Annotated in this window: 19 protein-coding genes; 11 read left to right on the plus strand and 8 right to left on the minus strand. The window is 71.8% G+C overall.

Annotation, left to right across the window (positions count from 1 at the left end):
• Positions 1–49 precede the first annotated feature (49 nt).
• From M8542_RS04670 to M8542_RS04685, 4 genes are read left to right on the plus strand one after another with little or no spacing between them, the layout of a single operon-like run.
• Positions 50–2,050 (plus strand): neutral/alkaline ceramidase, encoded by a 2,001-nt coding sequence (locus tag M8542_RS04670; protein WP_257918733.1) that lies wholly within the window; start codon positions 50–52, stop codon positions 2,048–2,050.
• A gap of 11 nt (positions 2,051–2,061) precedes the next feature.
• Positions 2,062–3,009, plus strand: coding sequence for a sphingomyelin phosphodiesterase (locus M8542_RS04675; protein WP_257918734.1), 948 nt, complete (start codon positions 2,062–2,064; stop codon positions 3,007–3,009).
• 33 nt (positions 3,010–3,042) lie between these two features.
• Positions 3,043–4,347 (plus strand): MFS transporter, encoded by a 1,305-nt coding sequence (locus tag M8542_RS04680; RefSeq protein ID WP_257918735.1) that lies wholly within the window; start codon positions 3,043–3,045, stop codon positions 4,345–4,347.
• Positions 4,347–5,759, plus strand: coding sequence for a pyridoxal phosphate-dependent decarboxylase family protein (locus tag M8542_RS04685; protein ID WP_257919226.1), 1,413 nt, complete (start codon positions 4,347–4,349; stop codon positions 5,757–5,759). Before M8542_RS04680 ends, M8542_RS04685 begins: the two co-directional genes overlap by 1 nt.
• A 1-nt stretch (position 5,760) precedes the next feature.
• Here M8542_RS04685 and M8542_RS04690 read toward each other — a convergent pair whose 3' ends face one another.
• From M8542_RS04690 to M8542_RS04705, 4 genes are read right to left on the minus strand one after another with little or no spacing between them, the layout of a single operon-like run.
• Entirely contained in the window at positions 5,761–6,033 is a 273-nt protein-coding gene (locus M8542_RS04690; RefSeq protein WP_257918736.1) for a DUF6295 family protein, read from the minus strand.
• 12 nt (positions 6,034–6,045) lie between these two features.
• Positions 6,046–6,786 carry a dienelactone hydrolase family protein gene (locus M8542_RS04695; RefSeq protein ID WP_257918737.1) on the minus strand — a complete coding sequence of 247 codons (741 nt, stop codon included), beginning with the start codon at positions 6,784–6,786 and terminating at the stop codon, positions 6,046–6,048.
• Positions 6,783–8,474: an MFS transporter gene (locus tag M8542_RS04700; RefSeq protein ID WP_257918738.1), complete on the minus strand. Its 1,692-nt coding sequence runs from the start codon at positions 8,472–8,474 to the stop codon at positions 6,783–6,785. The genes M8542_RS04695 and M8542_RS04700 overlap by 4 nt, the downstream gene beginning before the upstream one ends.
• Positions 8,471–8,911, minus strand: coding sequence for a MarR family winged helix-turn-helix transcriptional regulator (locus tag M8542_RS04705; RefSeq protein ID WP_257918739.1), 441 nt, complete (start codon positions 8,909–8,911; stop codon positions 8,471–8,473). The genes M8542_RS04700 and M8542_RS04705 overlap by 4 nt, the downstream gene beginning before the upstream one ends.
• Positions 8,912–9,047: 136 nt before the next feature.
• Between M8542_RS04705 and M8542_RS04710 the strand changes: the two genes are divergently transcribed.
• Entirely contained in the window at positions 9,048–9,344 is a 297-nt protein-coding gene (locus M8542_RS04710; protein WP_257918740.1) for a hypothetical protein, read from the plus strand.
• On the opposite strand, the gene M8542_RS04715 is transcribed toward M8542_RS04710, so the two are convergent.
• From M8542_RS04715 to mrf, 4 genes are read right to left on the minus strand one after another with little or no spacing between them, the layout of a single operon-like run.
• Complete coding sequence (locus tag M8542_RS04715) at positions 9,341–10,390, minus strand: GTP-binding protein (RefSeq protein ID WP_257918741.1); 1,050 nt, start codon at positions 10,388–10,390, stop codon at positions 9,341–9,343. The two genes, M8542_RS04710 and M8542_RS04715, sit on opposite strands and share 4 nt — an antisense overlap.
• On the minus strand, positions 10,387–10,536 hold the full coding sequence (rpmF, locus tag M8542_RS04720) for a 50S ribosomal protein L32 (RefSeq protein ID WP_257918742.1): 150 nt from the start codon (positions 10,534–10,536) through the stop codon (positions 10,387–10,389). The genes M8542_RS04715 and rpmF overlap by 4 nt, the downstream gene beginning before the upstream one ends.
• The gene (locus M8542_RS04725; protein ID WP_257918743.1) at positions 10,536–10,790 is read right to left on the minus strand and encodes a type B 50S ribosomal protein L31; all 255 of its coding nucleotides are present in this window, start codon (positions 10,788–10,790) and stop codon (positions 10,536–10,538) included. Before M8542_RS04725 ends, rpmF begins: the two co-directional genes overlap by 1 nt.
• Positions 10,787–12,031, minus strand: coding sequence for a ribosome hibernation factor-recruiting GTPase MRF (gene mrf / locus M8542_RS04730; RefSeq protein WP_257918744.1), 1,245 nt, complete (start codon positions 12,029–12,031; stop codon positions 10,787–10,789). The genes M8542_RS04725 and mrf overlap by 4 nt, the downstream gene beginning before the upstream one ends.
• A 78-nt stretch (positions 12,032–12,109) precedes the next feature.
• On the opposite strand from mrf, the gene rpmB reads away from it, so the two are divergent.
• The 6 genes from rpmB to M8542_RS04760 all read left to right on the plus strand — a co-directional run bounded on the left by rpmB (position 12,110) and on the right by M8542_RS04760 (position 16,029).
• Positions 12,110–12,346, plus strand: coding sequence for a 50S ribosomal protein L28 (gene rpmB, locus M8542_RS04735; protein ID WP_257918745.1), 237 nt, complete (start codon positions 12,110–12,112; stop codon positions 12,344–12,346).
• Positions 12,346–12,513, plus strand: coding sequence for a 50S ribosomal protein L33 (rpmG, locus tag M8542_RS04740; protein ID WP_257918746.1), 168 nt, complete (start codon positions 12,346–12,348; stop codon positions 12,511–12,513). Before rpmB ends, rpmG begins: the two co-directional genes overlap by 1 nt.
• Positions 12,513–12,818: a 30S ribosomal protein S14 gene (gene rpsN, locus M8542_RS04745; RefSeq protein ID WP_257918747.1), complete on the plus strand. Its 306-nt coding sequence runs from the start codon at positions 12,513–12,515 to the stop codon at positions 12,816–12,818. Before rpmG ends, rpsN begins: the two co-directional genes overlap by 1 nt.
• The gene (gene rpsR, locus M8542_RS04750) at positions 12,815–13,063 is read left to right on the plus strand and encodes a 30S ribosomal protein S18 (RefSeq protein WP_257918748.1); all 249 of its coding nucleotides are present in this window, start codon (positions 12,815–12,817) and stop codon (positions 13,061–13,063) included. Before rpsN ends, rpsR begins: the two co-directional genes overlap by 4 nt.
• Positions 13,064–13,150: 87 nt before the next feature.
• Positions 13,151–14,203, plus strand: coding sequence for an ATP-binding protein (locus M8542_RS04755; RefSeq protein ID WP_257918749.1), 1,053 nt, complete (start codon positions 13,151–13,153; stop codon positions 14,201–14,203).
• A complete protein-coding gene (locus M8542_RS04760; protein WP_257918750.1) occupies positions 14,200–16,029 on the plus strand; it encodes a vWA domain-containing protein in 1,830 nt (609 codons plus the stop codon). The genes M8542_RS04755 and M8542_RS04760 overlap by 4 nt, the downstream gene beginning before the upstream one ends.
• The last annotated feature ends 36 nt before the right edge of the window (positions 16,030–16,065 follow it).

Consider the following 16,065-nt stretch of genomic DNA (forward strand, 5'->3'; position numbering starts at 1 on the left):
TACGGTCCCCGACTAACGCGAAAGTAGTTCACGTTAGTCGGGAGACCGTATGCGGGTGAGTCGTCGTACCGTCCTGGCCGGAGCCGCCGCGCTGCCTTTCGCCGCCGCGCTGGCGAGAACCGCCGAAGCCGCCGAACCGGCGCTGAAGGTCGGCGTCGGGATCGGCGACGTCACCGGGCCCGCCGCCGAGAACGGCATGATGGGCTACTCGATGCCGCAGCAGCAGACCGCCGGCATCCACCTGCGGACCCGGGCCCGCGCCTACGTCGTCGACGACGGCTCGAAGCGGATCGTCTTCGTCACCGCCGAGCTGGGCGCCCTCTTCCAGTCCGTCCACCAGGGCGTGCTGCGCGAACTCGCACAGAAGTACGGCGACCGCTACACCGAGCAGAACGTCCTGCTCAACGCCACCCACACGCATTCGGCGTGCGGCGGGGACTCGCACTACGCCGCCTACGACCTGTCGATCCTCGGGTTCCAGCAGCAGACCTACGACGCCGTCGTCGCCGGGATCGTCGACGCCATCAGCCGGGCCCACGACGACCTCAAGCCCGGCGACCTGACCCTCGGCCGCACCGAGCTGACCGAGGCCAGCGCCAACCGGTCCCGCGTCGCCTTCGAACGCAACCCCGACAAGGACCACTTCCCGCTCTCGATCGACCCCGCCGTCACCGTGCTGCGGTTCCGCCAAGGCGGCAGGGACGTCGGCGCGATCACCTGGTTCGCCACCCACGGCACGTCCATGAGCAATGGCAACCACCTGATCAGCAGCGACAACAAGGGCTACGCGGCCTACACCTGGGAACACGACCACGCGGGCGTCCGCTACCTCGACGGCCCGCCCGGCTTCGTCGCCGCGTTCGCCCAGACCAACTCCGGCGACATGACGCCGAACCTGAACCTGAAGCCCGGCACGCCCGAGACGGAGTTCGAAAACACGCGAAGGATCGGCGAACTCCAGTTCCAGGCGGCGAAACGCGCGTTCGACGCCGCGGCCGAGCCGGTCACCGGCGGCGTCGACCACCGGCTGACCTACGTGGACATGTCCGCCGTCGACGTCGACGCCCGGTTCACCCCGGACGGCCGCCCGCACCGCACCTGCACCGCCGCCATCGGCGTCTCGATGCTGGCCGGCAGCACCGAAGACGGCCCCGGCCTGCCGCTGCCCGAAGGCGTCAAGAACCCGTTCATCGACTGGCTCGGCGGCATCGACGCGCCGATCCCGCAGGCGCTGGCCGACGCCCAGGCGCCCAAGGTCGTCGCCGTGCCGTTCGGCGCGATGAAGCCCTACCCGTGGGCGCCGGAGGTGCTGCCGCTGCAGCTCGTCCGGATCGGGCAGCTGCACCTGGTCGCCGGGCCCGCCGAGTACACCATCGTCGCCGGGCTGCGGATCCGGCAGACCGTCGCCGCCGCGCTGGGCGTGCCGCTGGAGAACGTCCTCATGCAGGGCTATTCGAACGCCTACAGCCAGTACGTCACCACCCCCGAGGAGTACGACTCCCAGCAGTACGAAGGCGCGTCGACGCTCTTCGGCCGCTACACCCTGCCCGCCTACCAGCAGGAGTTCGGGAAGCTCGCCGCCGCGATGAAGTCCGGCGCGAGCGTGCCGCACGGGCCCGTGCCCCGCGACCTCCGCGGCAAGCTCGTCAATTTCCAGCCCGGCGTTGTCTTCGACAGCGCGCCGCTGCTGAAGAGCTTCGGCGACGTCGTCACCGACGCGAAGGGCAGTTACCGGCGCGGCGAGCAGGTGTCAGTCGCGTTCGTGACCGGCCACCCGAAGAACGACCTGCGTCGCGACGGCACGTTCCTGGAGATCCAGCGCCTGGTCGACGGCCGCTGGACCCGGCACGCCGACGACGGCGACTGGGCCACCAAGTTCCACTGGACCCGGACGTTCGTGAGCGAGTCCCGGGCCGAGGTCACCTGGGACATCCCCGCGAACACACCGGTCGGCCAGTACCGCGTCGTCCACTTCGGAGCCTGGAAGCACGGGCTCACCGGCGCCATCGCCCAGCTCAGCGGGACTTCCCGCGCCTTCGTCGTCTCCTGAAAGGACCCCGCGTGCGCAGGACCGCCCTTCTCGCCGCCGCCGTCGTCATCGCCGCCCTCACCGCCGCGCCCGCCCAGGCCGCGGCCGCCGGCGTGAGCGTGCTCAGCTTCAACCTCTGGCAGCTGCCGTGGATCGCCAACCCGGACACGGCCGACAAGGAAGCCCGGGCCCAGGCGGCCGAACACGTCATCCGCGCCCAAGACACCGACGTCGTCGTCCTCGAAGAGGCGTTCAGCGCCCAGGCCGAGGACCTGCGCGACCGGCTCGTGGACACCTACCCGTTCCAGACGCCGCTGGTCGGGCAGTCCTGCTCGACCTCGCCCGGCTGGACGTCGGTGAGCGGCAACTGCTCGAACTCGCCGATCGTCGTCAACGGCGGGGTCACCGTGCTCAGCAAGTACCCGATCACCGAAAAGCACCAGCTCGTCTACCGCAACTCCTACGCCGGCACAGCCGACTACCTCTCGAACAAGGGCGCCGCGCTGGTCCGGATCTTCGCCCACGGCAAGGCGCTCTGGCTCGCCGGCACGCACCTGCAGGCCGACGAAGCCCCGGACACCCTGCCCAAGGCCCACCAGGTCCGGCTGGCCCAGCTCGGCGAACTGCGTGACCTCGCCGCCGCGCGCGTCCCCGGAGGGGACGCGGTGGCCGTCGCCGGGGACCTCAACATCGAGTACTGGGCCGGGCAGGGCCGCCGGGACGCGGCCGGGCGCACCCAGGCCGAGCAGGGCGCGGCCGCGCTCGGCGGCACGCTGGCCACGACCGGCGCGGGGGAGTACACCTTCGACGCCGTCACCAACCCCGACGCGGCGAAGTCCGTCCCCGCGACCTACCGCGACTCGCTGGACTACGTCGGCTCGCTGCGACGCGCCGAGGTCGGCCCGGTACGGCTGGTGCATTACGACGGTGGCACGATTCCCTCCGACCACTACCCGGTGCGGGCCGAGATCCACTACTGATCCCCTCATCGGATTCGTTCTGCGAGGAGGACCATGGCGACGCTGTCCGGCCGGACGAGGTTTCGCTATTCGCTCGGCTCGTTCGTCACCGGGTCCTTCGGCACGGTCCCCGGCCTGGTCCTGGTCAAGTACCTGACCGACACGATGGCCGTGCCCGCCGGGTGGGCCGCGGCGATCGTGTTCGTGCCGAAGGCCTGGGACTTCTTCTTCAACCCGGTCGCCGGCCGGCTGTCCGACGCCGACCTGATCAAGACCGGCAGCCGGCGGCGCTTCCTGCTCATCGGCGGCGTCGGCGTCGCGATCCTCTTCGCGGCGATGTTCGCCCACCCCGGGCTCGGCGGCCCGCTGCCGGACGCGCTGTACGTGGCGGTCCTGTTCGCCGCCTGCGCCACGGCGTACGCGCTGTTCCAGGTGCCGTTCAACGCGCTGCCCGCCGAGCTGACCGAAGACGCCACCGAGCGGACGAAGCTCACCAGCGTCCGCATCGGCGTGCTGGCCGTGACGATCCTGATCTGCGGCGGCGGCGCCCCGGCGATCACCGCCGCGATCGAGGGCGTGGCCGGCTACCGGATCATGGCCGTGGTGATCGGGCTGATCGTGCTGGCCGCGACGCTGCTGGTGTACTTCGGCCTGAAGGACGCGCCGGTCGGCTCGCTGCGGCCGAACACCGTGAGCCTCAAGGAGCTCGTCGGCACGCTCGCCGGCTGGCGGCCGTTCCGCTGGCTGCTCGGCACCTACTTCATCCAGGCGCTGGGCATCGGCACCGTGCTCGCCGCGATCCCGTTCTTCGCCCAGCGCATCCTCGGCGACGACGCCTACGGCACGATCCTGTTCGTCATCTTCGTCGGCCCCGCGCTGGTCACCATGCCGCTGTGGCCGCGCCTGGGCGACCGCGTCGGCAAGCTCAACGGCTTCCGGCTGGCCACCGGGGCGTTCGCGATCGGCCTGCTCGGCCTGGTCTTCGCCCAGTCGATCCCGCTGGTCGTGTCGTTCGTGTTCGTGGCGCTCTGCGGCGTCGGCTACGCGGGCATCTCGGTGTTCCCGCTGGCCATCCTGCCCGACCTGATCACGGCCGAGGAGGAGCGCACGGGCGAGACCCGCGCGGGGATCGCGGCCGGCGTGTGGACGGCCGGGGAGACGCTCGGCCTGGCCTTCGGCGGCGGGCTGTGGGCGCTGATCCTAGCCTTCGGCGGGTACGTCTCGAGCACGGACGCGACGGCGTTCCAGCCGCACAGCGCGATCGTGGCGATCCTGATCGGGTCGTCGATCATCCCCGGCGTGCTCATCGCGCTGGCGCTGCCGCTGCTGCGGCGCAAGGTCCTGGAGCCGCGCCCGTGATCCCGCCCGAGGACGTCCTCGCGGCGCTGCGGGAGCTGCGTGCGGGTGACCTCCCGACGCACGGCGGCCGCACCCTGGCCTACGTCTACGACAGCGGGCTGTCCGAAGTGGACACCCTCGGCGCGGCGGCGCACGCGCTGGCGTCGTCGGCGAACGGCCTCGACCCGACGGCGTTCCCGAGCCTGCTGCGGATGGAGAACGACCTCGTCTCGGCGGCTTCTTCGTTGCTCGGCGACGTTCCCGGGGTGGTCGGCTCGGTGACTTCGGGTGGCACGGAGTCGTGTCTGCTGGCGGTGCTGGCGGCCCGCGACGCGCATCCCGCGGTGGCGTCGCCGTCGATCGTCCTGCCGACGACCGCGCACGCGGCGTTCCACAAGGCGGCGCACCTGTTCGGGCTGCGCCGGATCGACGTCCCGGTCGACCCGGTGACGTTCCGCGCGGACCCGGCGGCGATGGCGGCGGCGATCGAAGACTCGACGGTGCTGGTGGTGGCGAGCGCGCCGTCGTATGCGCACGGCGTCCTCGACCCGATCGAGCCGATCGCGGCGGCCGCGCTCGAACGCGGCGTCCGGATGCACGTCGACGCGTGCATCGGCGGCTGGGTGCTGCCGTACTTCGCGCGGCTGGGCGCGGACATCCCGCCGTTCGACTTCCGCGTGCCGGGCGTGACGAGCATTTCGGTGGACCTGCACAAGTACGCGTACTGCCCGAAGGGCACCTCGGTGCTGCTGCACGCTTCGGCGGAGCTGCGGCGCTCGCACTACTTCGCCAGTGCGGCCTGGCCGGGCTACACGATGCTGAACACGACGATCCAGAGCACCCGCTCGGGCGGCCCCCTCGCCGCGGCGTGGGCGGTGGTCCGCCACCTCGGCCCGGAGGGCTATCTCTCGCTGGCCGCTGCCACGCGCGAGGCGGTGTCCCGGATCCGGGCCGGCATCTCGGAAATCGCAGGCCTGCGCATCCTCGGCGACCCGGTCTCGACGCTGATCGCGTTCACCGGTTCGGACGGCTTCGACCTCTTCACGGTGGCGGACGAGATGAAGGCGCGCGGCTGGTACGTCCAGCCGCAGTTCGCTTTCGAGTCTTCGCCGGCGAACCTGCACGTGACGGTGACGGCGGCCAACCACGGCAGCGAGAAGGAGTTCCTGACCGACCTCGCGGCCTCGGTGGACGCGGCCCGCCAGGCCGGTCCGGTCGTGGTGGACCCGGCGGTGGCGGAGTTCGTGGCGGCGCTGGACCCGGCGACGTTGACGTCGGAGCAGTTCGCCGGCCTCCTGGCGGCGGCGGGTCTGGGCGGCGCGGCCGGTCTGCCGGAGCGGATGGCGGAGATCAACGCGCTCCTCGCAACGGCACCGGCGCCGTTGCGGGAGCGGCTGTTGCTGGAGTTCCTGGGCGCGCTCTACGCGCCCTGACTCACTGGTTCCGCGAAGCCAGCCCCTCGGGCGCGGACTTGACGGCCGCGTGGATCGCGTCCGCCAGCGCCAGCGCGTCTTCCTCGGTCAGCTCCAACGCGACCCGGGCCGAAGCGCCCAGGCCCGGGTTGCGGAAGTCGATGTTCACCGTGTGCGCGTAAGGCGCGTGGACCGGGTGATCCACGTACACGGTCCCCTCGTCGAGGCGGAACCAGCCGCGGGCGCCCTTTCCGCTGCCTTCGAGCTCGAACTTCTCGGTCAGGTAGGTGCACATGAGCGGGTCCTCTCAGGCGGAAAGCGTGCGGGCGTAGAAGTCGAGGATGCGTTCCCAGCCGTCCTTCGCGGCCTCCGGGCGGTAGCTCGGGCGGTCGACCGCGAAGAACGCGTGGCCCGCGCCCGCGTACGTGTGGAACTCGTGCTCCTTGCCCAGCTTCTCCAGCTCGGCCGTCAGCACCGCGACCTCGTCCGGGCTCGGGAACTGGTCGTCGGCGCCGAAGATGCCCAGCAGCGGGCACGACAACTGCGGGGCCAGGCCCAGCAGCGGCTTCATCTGCTTCATGGCCTCCGGCGGGTCGTTGACGACGAACGCGCCGTAGCAGTCGACCGCCGCGTCGATGTCCAGTGAGCACCCCGAAAGGAACGCCTGGCGCCCGCCCGAGCAGTGCCCGATGACCCCCACCCGGCCGTTCGCGTTCTCCAGCGCGCGCAGGTAGTCCGCCGCACCCGAGACGTCGCCGACGAGGCGGTCGTCCGGGACGCCGCCGGCCGCGCGGGCCGTCGCCGCCGCGTCGTCCGGGTCCGCGCCCGGGGCTTCACGCGTGTACAGGTTGGGGCAAAGCGCGTTGTAGCCCTCGACGGCGAAGCGGCGCACCATCTCCTTCGTCGAGGCGTCGTAGCCGGGCATGTGGTGGATCACCACGACGCCGCCGCGGGCCGTCGTGTCGGTGGGCTTGGCCAGGTAGGCCTCGAGCTCGTCACCGCCGTGGCCGGTGATGGTGACGGTCCCGGCGACGATCTCGTCGGTCATCGGTTCTCCTTCGATCCCTCGGGGGTGTGGAAGTAGCGCTTGCCGCGGGAAGCGGACGCCACCGCGGCGACGACGGCCATCACCGCGGCCGCCGTGAATACGACCACCAGGCCGTGGTGGAACGGGCCGGACACCAGCCGCGGGAAGAACTCCCCGCCGGTCAGCGCCGACCGGTCGGCCGGCGCCAGCCCGGCCAGGACGTCCGGGCCCAGCAGGTGCCCGACCGGGTTGCTGCCGAGGAACGCCGCGAACAGCGTGCTCACCGGCGGCAGCTGCGCGACACCGTCGGCGACCGGCGCCGGGACGCCGTGGGCCTGCAACCCGCTGGTCAACGTCTGCGGCAGCGACGACGCCAGCCCGGCGATCATCAGCGAGAAGAACACGCCGATCGACAACGACGTCCCGGAGTTCTGGAACGTCGCCCGCATGCCGGAGGCGACTCCGCGCTGCTCGGTCGGCACGCTGCTCATGATCGCCGAGGTGTTGGGCGCGGAGAACATGCCCTGGCCGATGCCGCTGACGACGAGCAGCGCGGCGAACGCCGGGTACGGGAAGTCCACCGGCAGCAGCAGCAAGCCGAGGAACGCCGCCGCGACCAGCGCCAGCCCGCCGGTCGAGAACAGCCGCGCCCCGAACCGGTCGGAGAGGTAGCCCGACACCGGCCCGGCGACCAGGAACCCGACGGTCAGCGGCAGCATGTAGATGCCCGCCCACAACGGCGTCCGCTCGTAGTCGTAGCCGTGCAGGGGCAGCCAGATCCCCTGCAGCCAGATGATGAGCATGAACTGCATGCCACCACGGGCGACGGCGGTCAGCAAGGCGGCGATGTTGCCGGCGGCGAACGCGCGGATCTTGAACAGCGAAAGCTGGAACATCGGCGTGGCGACGCGGGTCTCGATGACGCCGAACAGCAGGAGCAGCAGGACGCCGGCGCCGATCCCGCCGAGCACCAGCGGGCTGCCCCAGCCCGTCGCCGCGTCGCCGTAGGGCTGGATGCCGTAGGTGATCGCGGCCAGCAGCAACGCCGTCCCGGCCGCGAAGGTGATGTTGCCGCCCCAGTCGACCTTCGCGCGCTTCGGCGTGCCGACCTCGCGGAGGCTGCGGATCGACCAGATGGTGCCCAGCAGCCCGAACGGGACGCTCACCCAGAACACCGCGCGCCAGTCGATCTCGGCCAGCAGCCCGCCGACGACCAGGCCGAGGAACTGCCCGGCCAGCGCGGTGATCTGGTTGACGCCCAGCGCCATCCCGCGCTGTTCGGTGGGGAAGGCGTCGGTGAGGATGGCGGCCGAGTTCGCCGTCAGCATCGACCCGCCGACGGCCTGCACGATCCGCCAGCCGATCAGCCAGAGCGCGCCACCACCGGCGTGGAACGGGTCGAACGACAGCGCCACCGACGCGACGCTGAACACGACGAACCCGAGGTTGTACATCTTGACCCGGCCGAACATGTCGCCGAGGCGTCCGAGCGTCACCACCAGCACGGCCTGCACGAGCAGGTAGCCGAGGATCATCCAGAGCAGGTAGCCGATGTTGCCCGGCGCGAGGGGGTCGAGGCCGATGCCGCGGAAGATGGCCGGCAGCGAGATGATGACGATCGAGCCGTCGAGCGCGGACATCAGCACGCCGAGCGTGGTGTTCGACAGCGCGACCCACTTGTAGCGGCTCGGGGTTACGGTGCCGGTCACAGCTCGTCCGCCAGCCGCTCGATCAGCGGGATGGCCGCGACGAGCTCGCGCTGCTCGGCCGCGGTGAACTTCTCGGCGAGCACGGTGGCCATCTTTTCGGTGGTCCGCGAGCGCCGGTCGGTGAGCAGCCGGACGCCGGCCTCGGTGACCGACATCAGCACCTTGCGGCCGTCGGAGTCGTCCTTGCGCCGCCCGACGAGCCCGCGCTCGACCAGCCCGGCCAGCGTCACGCCCATGGCCTGCGGTTTCACGCGTTCGAGGTCGGCGAGGCAGCCCGGGGTGGCCGGGCCCTCCCGGTCGAGCCGGGAGAGCACCGACCGCTCGGGCAGCGTCAGCTCCCCGACGACGTACCCCTGCCGCAGCCGCCGGATGAGCCGACCGAGGGCGACCCGGAGGTCGGTGCTCGCCTGGAGGAGGTCCTCGTCCGTCACGATCATCAACCTAGACTGATAAACCTGGGTTGATCAACTCGGACGGATCGACCGCTATCGGGTGAGCCGGGAGCTTTCGCCCGGCTGTTCGCGGGCGCCGGGGTTAGCGTCCGAAGTGGACACTTTCCGGAGGGAACCGCCGATGACCTTGCCGCACGCCGTGCACGCCGGCCACGACCACGTCCACCGCGAGGGCTGCGGCCACGCCGCGCTCCCGCACGGCGACCACGTGGACTACGCGCACGAAGGCCACCTGCACCGCGCCCACGACGGCCACTTCGACGAGTGCGAGATCCATGGCCACGTCCCGCACACCGGCCACGAGCACGCCCACGGCGAAGGCTGCGGCCACGTGGCGGTGCCCCACGGCGACCACGTGGACTACCTCCACGACGGGCACCGCCACGCCACCCACGAAGACCACTACGACGACCACTAGTGCGCGTGGACCGGGCCCCACTCCGGGAACGGGTCCGGCCCGGTCGCGGCACCCAGGCACTCGCGCAGCGCGGCCAGGAGCGCCTCCCCGGCCAGGTCGACGCCGATGAATACCAGCTCCTGACCGGGTTCCGGCGCGACGCCCTGCGGCTCGAACCGCGCCACCGCGCCCGCCTGTGACCACAGCCCGGTCACGCCGGGCCGGGACGCCAGCGTGAAGAACCCCTTGGACCGCAACACGGTCCCGAACTCGCCCGAATCGAAGCGCCGCGTCACGAAGTCCCACAGCGCGGCCGGGTCGAACGCCTCCGACGCCCGGAACACCACGCTGGAAATGCCGTACTCCTCGGTCTCCGGCACGTGGTCGCCGTTCAGCTCGGCGACCCACCCCGGCGCCTCCTGAGCACGCACCGGGTCGTAACGGCCGGTGCCGAACACCCGCTCCAGCGGGACCTTGCCGAAGCTGCCCGTGACGACGTCCGCGGCGGGGTTGAGCCGCCGCAGCGTCGCCACCAGCCGGTCGACGTCGTCGACCAGGTCGGTCTTGTTCAGCAGCAGGACGTCGGCGAACTCGACCTGGTCCACCAGCAGGTCGCTGACGGTCCGCTCATCGTCGTCGTACTGGTCGAGCCGGCGCTCCACGAGGGAGTCGCCGGCCGCCAGCTCACGCGCGAAGTTCGCCGCGTCCACCACCGTCACCATCGTGTCGAGGTGCGCGACGGACTCCAGGAAGGTGAACGTCGCCGCCACCGGCATCGGCTCGGAGATCCCGCTCGACTCGATGAGCACGTGGTCGAACCGGCCCTCCGCGCACAACGCCGACACCTCGTCGAGGAGGTCTTCCCGCAGGGTGCAGCAGATGCACCCGTTGGTCAGCTCGACGAGACGCTCCCGTGAGCGCACGAGGCCGGCGTCGATGTTGACCTCGCTCATGTCGTTGACGATCACCGCCACCCGCGGCCCCGCGTGGTTGGCCAGGATGTGGTTGAGCAGCGTCGTCTTGCCCGCGCCCAGGAAGCCCGACAGCACCGTGACCGGGACGGTCACGAGTGGAAGTGCTTGATCAGGCGACGCGGGACCAGCTTGGTCTCACCGTCGACCTTGATCGGCACCAGGTCCACCGCGGCGGCCTTCCACTGGGACCGCCGCGACCGGGTGTTGCTGCGCGACTTCTTCCGCTTCGGGACGGCCATCAGCGCGTCCCCCGCTTGCCGTAGCGGCGGTGGAACTTCTCGACCTGGCCGGCGCTGTCCATGATGCGCTGGGTGCCGGTCCAGAACGGGTGCGACGCCGAGCTGATGTCGACCAGCACGAGCGGGTAGGTCTGCCCGTCGGTCCACTCGATGGTCTTCTCGGAAGTGATGGTGGAGCGGGTCAGGAACGCGTCGCCGGTCGACGAGTCCTTGAACACGACGGGGTGGTAGTCGGGGTGGATTCCGGTCTTCATCGGTCTTCCTTTCGGTTCGCCGCGGAGTGCCGCGCCGGGTCGGGTTCGGTGTCCTCGCACGGTTCTTCGTGCCAGTCGCCGAACGGGTCGGGATAGCGCTGCCACGCTTCGGGGCCCGCGGCCAGTTCCGCGTCAGTGAGTAGAGCGCCGCGCAGGGCCGCGTCGATCTCGTCGGGCGTTGTCTGGTCCGTCACCACGACGAGCTCCTGCGCGCGGTCGCCGTGCACCGGGTGCCAGCGCAGGGACGCCAGGGTGCGGCGCTCGGGGGAGACGTCCGTCCACTCGGGACCGTCCGGAGCGGCGAGCCACGGCCCGGCGTGCCCGATGCCGAGCCCGCCGCCCGCCGATTCGATCCAGAACGCGACGTCGGGCTGGCTGGCCACCCACGCCCGTCCGCGGGTGCGGACGACGCCGTCGAGGAGGACGTCGAGGGCGTCGTGCAGGCGTTCGGGGTGGAACGGCCGCTGGGCGGTGAAGGTGACCAGGCCGATGCCGCAGTCGACGTGCACGGGCGGCTGGCCGCGCAGCAGCGCGCCGTGCATGTCGGTGACTTCGCCGCGGCGGGCGTCGGCCGGGACGGCGTCGAGCACGGTGTGCCCGTCGATCCGCGCCAGCTCGACGCGCGGGACCGACGGCGCGACCCGGTCGAGGACCGCGGACGCCTTCGCTGCGGTCCAGGCGTCGGTCGCCGCGCCGGCGAGCACGAGGACGTCGGCGAACTCGACCTGCGAGAGCGCGACCTGGGCGACCGTGCGCTCGTCCTCCGGGCTGGCCTGCAGGTTCCGCTCGGCCAGGACGTCGTCGCCGGTCGCGTCGGCCAGGAAGGTCGCGCAGTTCACCACGGTGAGCACCGCGCGCAGGTCGACGTCGTCGCGCACCGGGTGGTCGCCGACCAGGACGTTGCGGATCGCCCAGCTCACCGGCTCCGGCTCCATGGCCTCGTCGAGCCGGACGACGATCCGGCGCACCTGCGGCATCCGGGCGAGGCGCCGCAGCAGCGGCAGCAGGTCCTCGCGCAGGGTGCAGGACACGCAGCCGTGGGCGAGTTCGAGGACGGTCAGCTGGTCGCGCTGCTCGAGGCGCAGCCGGCGGCGGACGACGCCGGAGTGGATCTCACGCAGGTCGTGGTGGACGACGGCGGTGCCGGGCTCGGCCACGCGCAGCAGCTCGGCGAGCGTGGCGTTCGGTCCCGGCGCGAGGCCGCTCACCAGGACGAGCGGGATGCGGGGTTCATGGGTCACTGCGGCTCCAGGAATACGGGCGGGGTACGGTGCGCAGAGTAGATGAAAACGACAACCACTATCAACTTGGGAGGGTCCGTGTCCGCCGTGTGCCAGGTCACCGGCCGCAAGCCGGGCTACGGCAAGCAGGTCTCGCACTCGCACCGCCGCACCTCGCGGCGCTGGGAGCCGAACCTGCAGAACCGTCGCTACTTCGTGCCCAGCGAGGGCCGGTGGGTGCGGCTGCGCGTCTCCGCCAAGGGCATGAAGACGATCGACAAGCGCGGCATCGAGGCCGTCGTGGCCGAACTGAAGGCAAGGGGAGTGAAGCTGTAATGGCGAAGAGCACCGACATCCGCCCGATCATCAAGCTGCGGTCGACCGCGGGCACGGGCTTCACCTACGTCACGAAGAAGAACCGGCGGAACAACCCCGATCGGCTGGTCCTGCGCAAGTACGACCCGGTCGCGCGCAAGCACGTCGAGTTCAAGGAAGAGCGCTGATGGCCAAGAAGTCCAAGATCGCGAAGAACGAGCAGCGGAAGGTGGTCGCCGCGCGGTACGTCGAACGCCGTCGCGCGCTGAAGGCCGTGATCGCTTCGCCTTCGTCGTCTCCGGAGGCCAAGGGCGAGGCCGTCGTCGCGCTGCAGAAGCTGCCGCGGGACGCGAGCCCGACGCGCATCCGCAACCGCGACGCCGCCGACGGGCGTCCGCGGGGATACCTGCGGAAGTTCGGGCTGTCGCGGGTGAAGACGCGCGCGGCCGCGCACCGCGGCGAGCTGCCCGGCGTCACGAAGTCGAGCTGGTGAGCCGGATGCCGAAGCCGAACCGCGACCGTCCCGGCAAGCGCAAGGTGAACCTGTTGCACGCCAACCGGATCACCCACGTCGGCTGGAAGGACGTCGAGCTGCTGCGGAAGTTCATCTCCGACCGCGGCAAGATCCGCGCTCGCCGCGTCACCGGATTGACGCCGCAGCAACAAAAACAGGTCGCCACCGCGATCAAGAACGCCCGCGAGATGGCCTTGCTGCCGTACCCGGGCCGCGCGTCGTAATTCGGATGCGCACGCCGGGCGGGCGCGCGATCATGAGCGGACGAAAGGGGGCGTCGCCAGGGATGTCCTGACTCAGGAGGTCCACGCTTGCACGCCCAGCTCACGGTCACGCCCGCCCAGCTGCCCGAAGTCCTGCTGAACACCGCCGTCGTCCGGCCGGTGTTCCTCTGGGGCGCGCCCGGCATCGGGAAGTCCTCGCTGGTGCGGGAGTTCGCGGCGTCGCTGGGTCTCGAGTGCGTGTCGCTGCTCGGGACCCAGCTCGCGCCGGAGGACCTCATCGGCGTCCCGCAGATCGTCGACGGCCACAGCCGGTTCTGCCCGCCGGAGCAGATCGCCCGCGACGAGCCGTACTGCCTGTTCCTCGACGAGCTGAACGCCGCCGCGCCCGACGTCCAGAAGGCGTTCTACTCGCTCATCCTCGACCGCCGCATCGGCTCGTACGAGCTGCCGGCGGGTTCGGTCATGATCGGCGCCGGCAACCGCGCCACCGACCAGGCGCTGGCCCGCCCGATGGCGTCGGCGCTGGTGAACCGCCTGGTGCACGTCCACCTGCGGGCCGCGGCCGGCGACTGGCTCGCCTGGGCGGCCGGGAACGCGATCCACCCGTGGGTGATCGAGTACCTGACCCAGCGCCCGGACCACCTGTGGAGCCCGCCGCCGAAGACCGAAGAGCCGTTTTCGACGCCGCGGTCGTGGCACATGCTCTCGGACCTCCTGCACTCCTACGGCGACCCGGACAGCGACGAGACGATCGCCCTGCTCGCGTACGCCACCCTGACCCCGCAGCACGCGGGCGCGTTCCGCGCGTACCTCAAGGTGGCGCGGCACGCCTTCGACCTGGACGCGATCCTCAAGGGCGACGCGCGCTGGCCGGCCGACCGCGACCTGCTCTACTTCCTCGCCGAGACCTTCCGCGCCCGGCTGGTCAAGGACCTGCCCGCCGACAAGCGGCACGCGTCGACGGCCGTCCGCCAGTTCGCGTTCCGCGCGAAGAGCCTGCTCGTCGAGCTGGCCGAAATCTCGCTGGAGATGGCGCAACTGGTCATCGCCGACGACGAAGCCGGGAACCCGCGGCTGCCGGCGTGGTTCCTCGTCGAAGCCGCGCGCGACCTGCCGCGGCTGGTCGCGGCGCGGGCATGAACGGCAAGACCGAGGCCCAGCGCCGCGACCGCCGGAACAAGGCGATCGAGGCCGGCTGGGCCCAGGCGCGCTCGCACACGGTCCTCGAGCACCTCGGCCGCGGCGCGAGCCTGAGCACGGAGAGCGTCGCCGGCTGGGGTGTCGTCAACGACCGCGGCGTGATCACGCCGAACCGCGGCCGCGACGCCGAGCCCGCCGAGTGGGCGTGGGTGTTCGCGCACCTGCTGCTGCACCTCGGGCTCGGCCACCTCGACGACGAGCCGCTCCTCGACGAGGCCTACGGCGCCGCGTGCTGCGTCGCCGTGCACCGGTTCGCCGAGGCGGTCCGGGTCGGGACGCCCGTCGTGGAGCCGCCGGAGCTGCCCGGCGGCGACGAAGAGACGCTGACCCGGGCGTGGCGCGAAACCGGTGTCCCGGAGCGGTTCGCCGACCTGGGCGCCGGCCGGCCGTGCCTGCGGCTCGCGCCGCCGCTGTCGCGCTGGGAGCTGGCTTACCGCGGGAAACCGACCCCGTGGACCGAGCGGTTCGCGCGCGGGCTGATCGCGTCGGCCACCGAGGCGATGGAACGCGCCGCCGACGCGCGCGGGCAGACCCGGCACCGCCGGGCGCTGGGGGAGTGGGACCGCGCGCTCGGCTGGTTCGTCTCGTCGTTCCCGCTGCTCGGCGCGACCGCCGCTGGGTTCACGCTGGTCGTCGACGCCGAGGTGGTGCGCGCCTGGGACATCGCCTTGGCCGCGGTCGACGCCGAGCACGGCGAGATCTACGTCAACCCGGCCGCCGCGCTCACCGCCGAGGAGTGGCGGTTCGTGCTGGCCCACGAGATGCTGCACGCCGCGCTGCGGCACGACCGCCGCGCGCACGGCCGCGACCCGTACCTGTGGAACGTCGCCTGCGACTACGTCGTCAACGGCTGGCTGGTCGCCATGGGCGTCGGTGAGCTGCCCGACGGCTCGCTGCACGACCAGCAGCTCACCGGGATGTCCGCGGAGTCGGTCTACGACACGCTGGCCACGGACATCCGCCGCGCCCGGAAGCTGCGCACGCTGGGCTCACGCGAGGCCGGCGACGTCCTGGGCGACTGGCTGTCCGAACCCGACGCGGCCCAGCGGCGGTCGTCCCGGCGTTCGCGGCCACTGCCGTGGGGTGACCGTGTCCAGGGTGTCGACCTCGACGAGTTCTACCGCCGCGCGCTCACCCAGGGCCTCGAGTACCACCACGCGAAGGCTCGTGGGCTGCTGCCGCTCGGCCTGGAGCAGGAGATCCGGGCCCTGGACCACCCGCCGCTGCCGTGGGACGCGCAGCTCGCGCGCTGGTTCGACGAGCACGTCCGCGTCGAGCTGCCGGTGCGCAGCTACGTGCGGGCTTCGCGGCGCCAGCCGGCGACGCCGGACATCCCGCGACCGGGCCGCGTCCGGCCCGAGCGGCTGGACCGGCGGGTGACCTTCGGCGTCGTGCTCGACACGTCCGGGTCGATGAGCGCGGAGCTGCTGGGCAAGGCGCTGGGCGCGATCGCGTCGTACGCGCTGGCCCGCGACGTCCCGGCGGCGCGGGTCGTGTTCTGCGACGCCGTCGCCTACGACGCCGGCTACCTCGCGGTGGAAGACATCGCGGGCCGGGTCAAGGTGCGCGGGCGCGGCGGGACGATCCTGCAGCCCGGCGTCGACCTGCTGCAGCGCGCGGACGACTTCCCGGCCGACGGCCCGATCCTGATCATCACCGACGCCCAGTGCGACCACGTCCGGCCGCGGCGCGAACACGCGTACCTGGTGCCGCGGGGCGCGCGGCTGCCGTTCGTGGCCCGCGGGCCGGTCTTCCGCGTGGCGTAACGCACGCTGGGCTGGCGGGACGGTGAACCGTCAATA

The organism is Amycolatopsis iheyensis (genome assembly GCF_024703995.1).
Taxonomy (GTDB): domain Bacteria; phylum Actinomycetota; class Actinomycetes; order Mycobacteriales; family Pseudonocardiaceae; genus Amycolatopsis; species Amycolatopsis iheyensis.

Bases quoted from the DNA above. Each gene is read 5' to 3' on its own strand.
- M8542_RS04670 (WP_257918733.1), top strand. From the start codon at position 50: ATGCGGGTGAGTCGTCGTACCGTCCTGGCCGGAGCCGCCGCGCTGCCT.
- M8542_RS04680 (WP_257918735.1), top strand. From the start codon at position 3,043: ATGGCGACGCTGTCCGGCCGGACGAGGTTTCGCTATTCGCTCGGCTCG.
- M8542_RS04690 (WP_257918736.1), bottom strand. From the start codon at position 6,033: ATGTGCACCTACCTGACCGAGAAGTTCGAGCTCGAAGGCAGCGGAAAG.
- M8542_RS04695 (WP_257918737.1), bottom strand. From the start codon at position 6,786: ATGACCGACGAGATCGTCGCCGGGACCGTCACCATCACCGGCCACGGC.
- M8542_RS04705 (WP_257918739.1), bottom strand. From the start codon at position 8,911: ATGATCGTGACGGACGAGGACCTCCTCCAGGCGAGCACCGACCTCCGG.
- M8542_RS04710 (WP_257918740.1), top strand. From the start codon at position 9,048: ATGACCTTGCCGCACGCCGTGCACGCCGGCCACGACCACGTCCACCGC.
- rpmF (WP_257918742.1), bottom strand. From the start codon at position 10,536: ATGGCCGTCCCGAAGCGGAAGAAGTCGCGCAGCAACACCCGGTCGCGG.
- M8542_RS04725 (WP_257918743.1), bottom strand. From the start codon at position 10,790: ATGAAGACCGGAATCCACCCCGACTACCACCCCGTCGTGTTCAAGGAC.
- rpmG (WP_257918746.1), top strand. From the start codon at position 12,346: ATGGCGAAGAGCACCGACATCCGCCCGATCATCAAGCTGCGGTCGACC.
- rpsN (WP_257918747.1), top strand. From the start codon at position 12,513: ATGGCCAAGAAGTCCAAGATCGCGAAGAACGAGCAGCGGAAGGTGGTC.
- M8542_RS04760 (WP_257918750.1), top strand. From the start codon at position 14,200: ATGAACGGCAAGACCGAGGCCCAGCGCCGCGACCGCCGGAACAAGGCG.